An 8811-nucleotide genomic window follows, 5' to 3' on the forward strand; every position below is an offset into this window, starting at 1 on the left:
GATGCCCGCCTCGAGCGCGGGTTCGGCGAACTCGCGGTGCCGGAACACGGGCGTGGCCACGTAGATGCCGTCGATGTCGCCGCGCTCGAGCAGCTGCGGGAACTCGTCGTAGTCGTACACCGCGACGTCGTCGGACACGGCGCCGGCCTTTTCCTCCGAACCGGTCACCACTGCGGTGATCTCGGCATCGGGGAGGCTGCGGATCGCGGGAACGAACGCCTGCTGGGAAATCTGGCCGAGGCCGACGACGGCGAAACGGAAAGTACCGCGGTCCGCCGCGCCGGTGCCGGACGGGTCATTGAAGGGTGCTGAGGTCTGGTTAATGTCGGTCATCATCGCCGACGGTACCGCTGGTTTCCGCCGCCCGCCAGGGTGTCGAGCTTCAGCGGATGGCTCGGTCCATCGCCCAGATGAGCACCTCGGCGTCGTCGATGGCGATGGCGCTCAACTGGGAATCGGCCGTCGCGCCGACCGCCGGAAAATCGGCAGAATCCGATGCGGTCGAGGTGATGCGTGCGACGTCGCCGTCGTAAAGCGACGTGCCGTTGAACTCGACGGTTCCCTTGGCGACGAAGAAGTGCGTGAAACGCGCTGCGGGAAGGGTGAAGTCGGCGCCCGCGGGAATCCGGCCGGCCCATAGCGTCGCGCCGGAGGTGCCGATGGTCAGCGGCGCGGCGCCCGGAGTGCCGGATGCCACGGGGATCAAGCGCTCGGCGGGGGAGTCGGCCGATGCGGCGGTGGCGAGGGACTCGTTGAGGTCGACCTCGTCGTGGGAGGGCGTCGCACCACGCTCATCCGGCGGCAACCACGCCTGGATGACGTGGAGCCTTGTGCCGTCGAGGTATCCGGAGGCATTGAGCTCCGAGTGTCGGATGCCGCGGCCGGCACTGACACGCTGCGCCATGCCCGGTGACAGGATCGACTCGGTGCCGGCGGCGGAGCCCTCCATGCCGCCGTCGTCGCGGTGGCGCAGGCGGCCGCCCATGACCCAGGTGACCAGCTCGACGTCGCGGTGCTGATGCATGTCGAAGCCCTCGCCGGGGGCGACGACGTCGTCGTTGTGCACCATGAGCAGCCCGAACGCGTTGCCCTCCAGGTCGAAACTGCCGGTGGCGGGGAAGGACTGCCGCGACAGCAACGCCGAATCGCGCCACGTCGAACGCTCGTCGGCGCGGATGATGCGGATGTCGGGGGCGGGCGCGACCTCGCTGGATGGTGACATGTCAACTATCCTAGCGGTTCGCCCACGGAAGTCCAGGGCCGCTCGGCTCTACTTCTTTCGGCCGAGCATGAAGTACGCGCCGGGCCCGAAGCCGTTGACCAAGCTCAGCACGGCCCACAGCCACTTCGGGCCGCGCACCTTGTCCGCCGGCCGCTTGGCCAGATCGGCCCACACGCCGGCCTTCGCGGCCAGCTCCGCGACGACCGACGCGATGACCGTGGCCTTGCCTGCGGGGCTGAACGACTTCCACTCCGCGAGCTTGGCGGACAGGGAATCCTTGACGTCGATCTTCTTCGCGCTCATGCCCCCGACCTTACGTCGCAACCGACAGCCGGCTCGGGTTTTCTGGGAGCTCGGTCGCGTCCGGTCGAGTTCGGCCGATCCTGTCCGAGTCCGGCCCAGACTTTCCCGGCACAATGGGCCCATGCAATCCGATGCCGCCACCGTCGACCAGTACCTCGCCGAGCTCGACGACGATCGCCGCGAGGTCATGACCGCCCTCGTCGACACCATCGACGCCCACCTGCCCGCCGGCTTCGACAAGGGCATGTACTCCGGCATGCCGAACTGGGTCGTCCCGCTGGCCACGTACCCGGACGGCTACCACTGCACCCCGGATACGCCGCTGCCGTTCCTGGCGATTGCGAGCCAGAAGCGCCACATCTCGATCTACCATATGGCCGTCTACGCTGATCCCGAGCTGCTCGACTGGTTCGTCGCCGAGTACGAGGCCCTGGGCACCGGCCGCAAACTCGACATGGGCAAGTCGTGCATCCGCTTCCGCAAGCCCGAGCATGTGCCGGTCGAGCTCATCGGCCGCCTGGCCGAAAAGGTCACGCCCGAGCAATGGATCGCGTTCTACGAAAAGTCCCGCGCGCAAGGCCGCCCGGGCACCGGCGTCCGGGAACCGCGGAAGAAGTAGGGCCTGCGGGTCGGTCGGTGCTTGCGGCTGGTTCGCTTTACGACGGGCCGGCCGTGCAGTCGTTCTCCGGTCAAGTCGGTGTGATCGGAGCCCCGTCAGGCATCGGCGGCCGTTGTCTCGGGCAAAGAGGACTCCTCCTCGAATTCATCCGGACCTTCGAGCCCGCCGAGGAGTTCCGTGTCGTCGATGTCGCGTTGTGCGGTCTTGCCCATCGCTGATTCGACGAGGGCCAGAATTCGACGCCGTCGATCCGTGAAGAAGCTCACGAAATCCTCCGCGCGGAGAAGCTCGGGATCAATCTGGTGGGAAGCGATGATGTCGTCGAGTTTCTCTGCGTCGATGTGTGCGCGCTTCTCGAGCTTGGGGACGTAGTCCTTGGGAGATGCCCCGCCGATCGCGATGTTGGTGGATCTGCCGAGAGGCGTCTTGTTCACGATGCTGTCCCGCAGGTGCGGATCAACGCCGCGGGTATCACACCATTTTCGTGGAAAGACGTGGTGGATGTCGACATCAAGGTCCAGGAAAGTGGCGTCGTTGAAGTTCTGTGCCGTGGCCCAATCCTGGCAGTCCTTCTGCATGAGCAGGGCGTAGATGCCCTTGTATGCGGCGGCATTACGGGTCTTGAGGCTGACCAAACGCGATTCGACGAAGGAGGACTGTTTGATCGTGTGGGGAAGCGGCGATTCTCCCGTCTCATCCGTGGCCCAGGCGGGTACTTCATCTGCGTCCCATGCGAACCGGGTCTCGGTGGCGCTGCCGTACATCTCACCGAGGACGCCGCACCAATACCACTGTGAGATCCGTTCGAAGACGCCGTGGATATCCGCCTGATTGCCGAGGATCGCCCGGATGGTGAGCAGCGGAATCAACTGGGTGCCGTAGGGGATATCGAAGGCCGTGTGAATGCGGTTGCGCTTGAGGAATGCTGCGACCCACTTCAGGGAGTCCCGGATTCGGTCGGCGGCAGCCACATAATCGCGTAGGTCGAGCCGGAGAATATCGTCGCGGCGCGCGGAGGTACGGTTCGGCCCGTCATGATTGACCAACAAGGTGACCGCCGTGAGGAATTCGGATCGCCCTACGTACTCGAGAACCGGGCTCGTGGCGAGGATTTCCTCCGTCTTTTTCCAATCATCGACGAGCCGGAAGTCATGGCCATTTTCTTCGAAGTACTGCCCGTCGCCGGCGAAGGTCGCGGTAAGCAACTCGAAGACGTTGAGAGGCAGGCCGCCTGTGTTGACCTTCTCGAACACCGTCGCGACCGCTCCCTTGGGGGTGTCCTTGTCGAGCTTGATTGCAGGTAGGCGGTACTGGAGAAGAGAGTTGAGGATCTGCGACGAGAACTTGGACTGGATCTCCATGTTGCCGTCTGCCAGAGCAAACTGAGTCATCATCGAATGAATCTCGCCTGTGAAGATCGACGACATCGGGATGCAGCGGTGGCTGACCCACTTATCTTCCGTGGACAGGTCGAGTTCGATGTCCCGGTTGAAATTCGAGCGGATCACGCCGTCCGGGGGAGTCATGAATACCGCGTCATCGGGAATCTCATCGGCATCGAGAGCTTTGCGAATGTCGAGGAAGTACCGGCGCTGCACCTTCTTCCGGCGATCCGTTTCCGTGTCCACGATCCCGTCGCCCCACAGCGACTGATACAAGGACGTGAGGCGCTGTTGGCCGTCGAGGATCAACAGTGAAGGATCGGTCTTCGCGGCACTCGCAGGCGCACCAGTGATCGGGCGAGGCTTGAACCGGACCATCGAATTCGAGGTGTCCAGTGCCATCAGTGATCCCATCGGGTAACCACGGAGCACCGTGACCAGTAGGGCGCGAATCCGTTCCTCGTCCCACTTGTAACCGCGCTGGAAGTCAGGAAGTTGGATCTCGCCGGTTTCCACCTTTCGAAGTAGATCGGAAAGCGGGTACTGGGGAGTCTCGAATCCCATGGGCCTGGTCCTCGTCGAGTCGATTGGTTTGAGTGCTTAATGCCAGGTTAGGTGAGGTCTGCAATTCCCGTGCCCCCATCCGGGCGACGCAGGGCTCCCGGCGTGTTCGACTGGGATATAACCAGAGGTTGGGACGTTCACTCATCGACCCGCGCCGACCCCACGAGAAACCGCCGAGGCCCCACCCCATGAGCAACCATTCCTTCGCCGTCATCGACCTGGAAACCACCGGCTTTTCCAATTCGGACAGGATCATCGAGGTGGGGGTCGTATTGACTGACCCGGCCGGGCGCGTCGAAAAGCGATGGCGGACCCTGCTGCAGCCGAACCGTGGGTTCGACAACGGGTTCGTGCACGGGATCACCGCCTCTGATTTGGTGCAGGCGCCGCAGTTCGAGGACATCGCGCTGCGGTTGGCCGATCTTCTCAACGGTCGCGTGGTCGTGGCCCACAATGCGTCGTTCGAGAAGCGGTTTCTGTCCCAGGAGTTCGCGCGCGCGGGGCTGCAGTTGCCGGAGGACGGCACCTGGTTGCTGGACACGTTGCGCGCGGCGAAGGGGATTCTGCCGGGCCCGTCGCACAAGCTCGCCGCCTGCCTGGAATCCATCGGCGTCACGAACGCCGCAGCGCACACGGCGCTGGCCGACGCCGACGCCACCGCGTGCCTGCTCGAATACATGCTGCCGTGGATGACCGACGACCTCGCCGCGGTGGAGCCCCTGGTCCTCGACGACTTCGATCTTGCCGTCCTGCCCGCGTCGACGGCGCCGTTGCTGGTCCGTGACGATGGGCTGTTCGGCGAGGATTCGGAAGGCACGGAAGGTGGGGGCCGCGAGGAGGACGGCGACGCCGGCACCGACGAGTGGATGCGCCGGATCACCGACGCCGCTCCGGGCATTGGCGATGAGGCGGCTGACCAGTACATGGCGCTGTTGGCCGACGCGATGGTCGACCACCGCCTCGACGACGACGAAGTCGCCCAACTGCTGGACACTGCACACGCGCTCGAGCTTTCCGACGACGACGTCGCCGAGCTCCACGAGCTGTACCTGAAACAGGTGTCCATCGAGGCGTGGGCGGATGGCGTGGTCACCCCGGAGGAGCGGGAGCAGTTGCTGACCATCGCCGACGAACTGTCCGTCGGGCGGGCGACGGCGTCGGTGTGGTTGGCCGAACCCCTGGGCACGTGGCGGGTGGTGCGCCGGGACGGCGGCGACACCGGTGGACGGAGCGGGGGTACCGGTGAAGGCACCGACGGTGATCTCGCCGGTGGAATCCATCTGAGCCCGGGTGATCGCGTGACGTTCACCGGGGCCATGGCGATCCCGCGCGAAGAATGGGCGCGCCGGGCCACTGCGGCCGGGCTCGACGTCGGCGGAGTGTGCAAGCGCAGCCGCGTCGTCGTTGCGGCGGACGTCGCCTCGCGATCGGGCAAGGCGGAACGGGCCCGTGAGCTCGGGGTGCCGGTCATCGGCGAGCGCGAGTTCGCCAAGGCGCTCGCCGAGATGGCCGCACCGCAGACGACGGCACCGGAGGCCGTGGCGTCCGAGGGCGCCGCGCCGGAAGGCTCGGTCCCGGTCGTCGACGCCGACGGGGGAGCGGATACGGCCTTCGAGGAGACGGTGGCCCTTGATTTGGGCCGGATCTTCCCGTGGTTGGCGGATGTGCCGGAGACCCGCGCCGACGCCGCCGGCATCGTCGAATCGTGGCTGTCGTTCCGCCCGGACGTTCCGCTGCACGCGATGTCCCCGGTGCTGGCGCCGCCCACCCGGCCAGACGGTGTCGATGTCACCTTGAAAACGACCATGACGTGGTTCACCGAGTTCCCGGAACCGCTGGCCGCGTCGGTGGAGGACCTCCGGGAACTGCGCCACGTCGGCCGCGTCAAGCTGCGCTCGTTCGTGTACGCGACGGTGCTGCAGGCCATCGACGACGCCGAACTTCTCGACGGTGATGCGGAAGTTGGAGAGGTCGTGCTGATTGATGCCGATCCGTATGCCGACGATGTGTACGGCGATGATGCGTACGGCGTCGATGCCGGCGCGGTCGACGATCCCTTCGCATCGCGCTACGACATCTACGGCGAGTCCGCCACCAGCGCGGTAGGCGAGCTTGACGCCGATGAGATCGTGTCCGGGTGGGTGGCGTTGATGAGCGGTTGGCCGTCGGCAAGCGACGAGACGTGGATGCAAGAACTGCCGGAGGTCGTCCGCGACGCGGTGGACGATGCCGCTGATCCGGCCGAGCGCATCTTCAACCGTGCGCTGGCGGAGATCGACGAGGCCATCGGTGTGAACGACCCGCGCCGCGCCGCCATCGTCGAAGGGCGCATTGCCGGAGGAAAGACGCTCGAGGAGCTGGGAAATGATTTCGGGGTCAGTCGCGAGCGGGTCCGTCAGTTGGAGTCGGCGCTCATCGACGATCTGCGAGGCGGCGGCCCGGCCTGCGCGCTGATTCATTCCGCCATCGCGTCCCGCTTCGGGCCGTGCGCGCCGATCGACACCGTGATCGAGGCGTTGCCGCTGCTTGGGGAGCGTCCGGACACGGTGTCGTCGCCTCTGCTTGACTTGCTTCCGGTCGTGGTCGAAGGAGGCGGCCCCAGCTGGCGGGTGGACGGGGGATGGTTGGTGGTCGGTGACATTGACGATCGAATTGCCGAGGCCATCGCCACGAACGCCGACGATTATGGGGTCGTGGATCCGTCCACGGCCGCCGGTGATGTCGGACTCACCGTCGGGGTATTGTCCGCGCGGCTCAGGGCGACCTCGAATTACGAAATTCGCGAAAGCGTGATTCTCACCAAGGTCGGGAGCATCCCCGATCGTGCGGCCGCCGAGCTGGTCCTTGCCGGAGAGCCGTTAACGACGGTTGAGCTGGCGGAGCTGATCCCCGACCGATCGCGCAGGTCGATTGCGAACGCCTTGTCGACGTCCGAGCTGACCCGTCGCTGTGCCGTGGACACGTGGTCCCTTGCGGAATGGGGACGGGAAGAGTGGACGTCGATCGTTGATTTCATGAAGCGGAGAATTGCGGAGTCCGAGTCCGGCGCGGTCTCTTTGGAGCGACTTGTGGTGGAAGCGGAACAATTCGGCGTCAAGGGTGGTTCCGTCAATGCGTATGCGGCGACTCCGGAGTTCACCGTCGAAGACGGCATGGTTCGTCTGACCGAGAATCTCGACGAAATCGACATCAGCGCCACTCCCGAGGAATCGAAGGGCCTGTACCTGCGGGATGGCTCCTGGAGCCTGCTGGTCACCGTCACGCGGGATCATCTCCGGGGTTCCGGCAGCGGGATTCCGGGCGGCGTCGTTGCGGTCCATGGCCTCCGTTACGGCCGGGCGCTGGAATTGCCCAGCCGACTCGGGCCGCAGAGGCTGTCGTGGATGGGGAATACGACGACCACCGGAACCATTTCCCGCTTCATGGCCGACCTCGAGTGCGTCGAGGGCGATCGCGTGTGGCTCGTGTTCGGCGACGAGTTCGACGTCGTGCCGGCGACCGACCGGAAGGACGGGCTGACGGGTGCCGCCGAGCTGCTCAACGCCACCGGCCTCGACGACCTCTGCGCCGCCGACGCCGAGGTCGAGGAGGTGCTCGCCGTGGTGAGCGAAGCGATTGATTTGCCGGCCGACGCCGCCCGCCGCAAGACCGTGTCGCGGCTGCGGCACCGGCGCGACGAGGACCTTGCCGAACTGGTCAGGGAGCTGTGACGCCGGAGATGCCCGAGGCCGCCACCGCATCGACGATGTCGGCGAACTCCTCGGCATAGGCCAGATGCTTGCGCAGTTTGCGCAGGCGTTCGGCCGTTTCCACGCGGATCGACTCCACGACGTCGGTTGCCTCGGCGTCGCGGGGATCGTCGTGAAGCCGATCGACGGCGCGGGCGAACTCGCGCATCCGATCCAGCGGGAACCCGAGGGGCTTCATGCGGCGGATGGTCAGCAGGCGTTCGACGTCGGCCTCCGTGTACAGGCGGAAACCGCCGGGGGAGTGGGCCGACGGGCTGGCCAGGCCGAGCTCGTCGTAGTGGCGGAGGCTGCGGATCGACAATGAGGTGCGCTCGGCGACCTCGCCGATCTTCATCAGCGGCGTGGCGTCCGTCATGGCGCTTTCGCGGCCGCTGTCGAGGTTGCTGTCAACGCCGTTGTCAACGTCACTGCCGGTGCCGATTTCGGTACCGCCATCCGTGCCGGTCATGTGCTCCTCCTTCCGCCGCGTTCGAACCGTGGTCCGGGCTTTCGCCCCGATGCTACCCAGGGCGCCGCTCCCGATTGGTCGCGGGCGAACTCTACCGCTACGGTAGGTTCGATTCTCACGTAGGGGGAGGGTTGGCTGCGGCGGATCGTCCCCATTGTCTCGATCCGGAAGGCCGTCAATGACGAACAGCGCCGATGGAGTCGCCCAGGGCGGCGTCGTCAAGCAGAACAACCCGCAGCCGAACGCCGAGCCCGACGCGCCCATCGGCGTCGTGGACTCGTTCAAGTTCGCGTTCTCCTCGCCGGTGCGGCTGCGCAAGGAGGTCTTCGGCGGCCTCGTCGTCGCGCTGGCGCTGATCCCGGAGGCGATCTCGTTTTCCATCGTCGCCGGCGTCGATCCGCGGCTGGGTCTGTTCGCGTCCTTCGCGGTTGCGGTGACCATCGCGTTCACCGGCGGTCGGCCGGCCATGATTTCCGGCGCGGCCGGTTCGATCGCGCTGGTCATCGTGCCGCTCGTGCGCGACC

Annotated in this window: 8 protein-coding genes; 3 read left to right on the forward strand and 5 right to left on the reverse strand. The window is 66.0% G+C overall.

Features of this window, described 5'->3' with window-relative positions; translation table 11 throughout:
- From GX015_RS02265 to GX015_RS02275, 3 genes are all read right to left on the reverse strand, one after another.
- Nucleotides 1–333, reverse strand: a 333-nt coding sequence (locus GX015_RS02265) for a Gfo/Idh/MocA family oxidoreductase (protein WP_291342472.1), incomplete at its 3' end; no start/stop codon positions are given.
- 49 nt (nucleotides 334–382) lie between these two features.
- On the reverse strand, nucleotides 383–1222 hold the full coding sequence (locus tag GX015_RS02270) for a pirin family protein (RefSeq protein ID WP_291342474.1): 840 nt from the start codon (nucleotides 1220–1222) through the stop codon (nucleotides 383–385).
- Nucleotides 1223–1270: 48 nt separating this feature from the next.
- Nucleotides 1271–1525, reverse strand: coding sequence for a PLDc N-terminal domain-containing protein (locus GX015_RS02275; protein WP_278827333.1), 255 nt, complete (start codon nucleotides 1523–1525; stop codon nucleotides 1271–1273).
- A 121-nt stretch (nucleotides 1526–1646) separates the two neighbouring features.
- Between GX015_RS02275 and GX015_RS02280 the strand changes: the two genes are divergently transcribed.
- The gene (locus GX015_RS02280; RefSeq protein ID WP_291342475.1) at nucleotides 1647–2144 is read left to right on the forward strand and encodes a DUF1801 domain-containing protein; all 498 of its coding nucleotides are present in this window, start codon (nucleotides 1647–1649) and stop codon (nucleotides 2142–2144) included.
- Between the two features lie 95 nt (nucleotides 2145–2239).
- Here the strand turns inward: GX015_RS02280 and GX015_RS02285 are convergent, their stop codons facing one another.
- Complete coding sequence (locus GX015_RS02285) at nucleotides 2240–4090, reverse strand: DUF262 domain-containing protein (RefSeq protein WP_168937345.1); 1851 nt, start codon at nucleotides 4088–4090, stop codon at nucleotides 2240–2242.
- Nucleotides 4091–4278: 188 nt separating this feature from the next.
- On the opposite strand from GX015_RS02285, the gene GX015_RS02290 reads away from it, so the two are divergent.
- Entirely contained in the window at nucleotides 4279–7800 is a 3522-nt protein-coding gene (locus GX015_RS02290) for an exonuclease domain-containing protein (protein WP_291342476.1), read from the forward strand.
- Here the strand turns inward: GX015_RS02290 and GX015_RS02295 are convergent.
- The gene (locus GX015_RS02295) at nucleotides 7787–8194 is read right to left on the reverse strand and encodes a MerR family transcriptional regulator (RefSeq protein WP_120984189.1); all 408 of its coding nucleotides are present in this window, start codon (nucleotides 8192–8194) and stop codon (nucleotides 7787–7789) included. The two genes, GX015_RS02290 and GX015_RS02295, sit on opposite strands and share 14 nt — an antisense overlap.
- Before the next feature lie 271 nt (nucleotides 8195–8465).
- On the opposite strand from GX015_RS02295, the gene GX015_RS02300 reads away from it, so the two are divergent.
- Nucleotides 8466–8811, forward strand: a 346-nt coding sequence (locus GX015_RS02300; RefSeq protein WP_291342478.1) for a SulP family inorganic anion transporter, incomplete at its 3' end; no start/stop codon positions are given.

Origin of the sequence: Corynebacterium sp. (assembly GCF_012837295.1) — a bacterium.
Lineage (GTDB): Bacteria > Actinomycetota > Actinomycetes > Mycobacteriales > Mycobacteriaceae > Corynebacterium.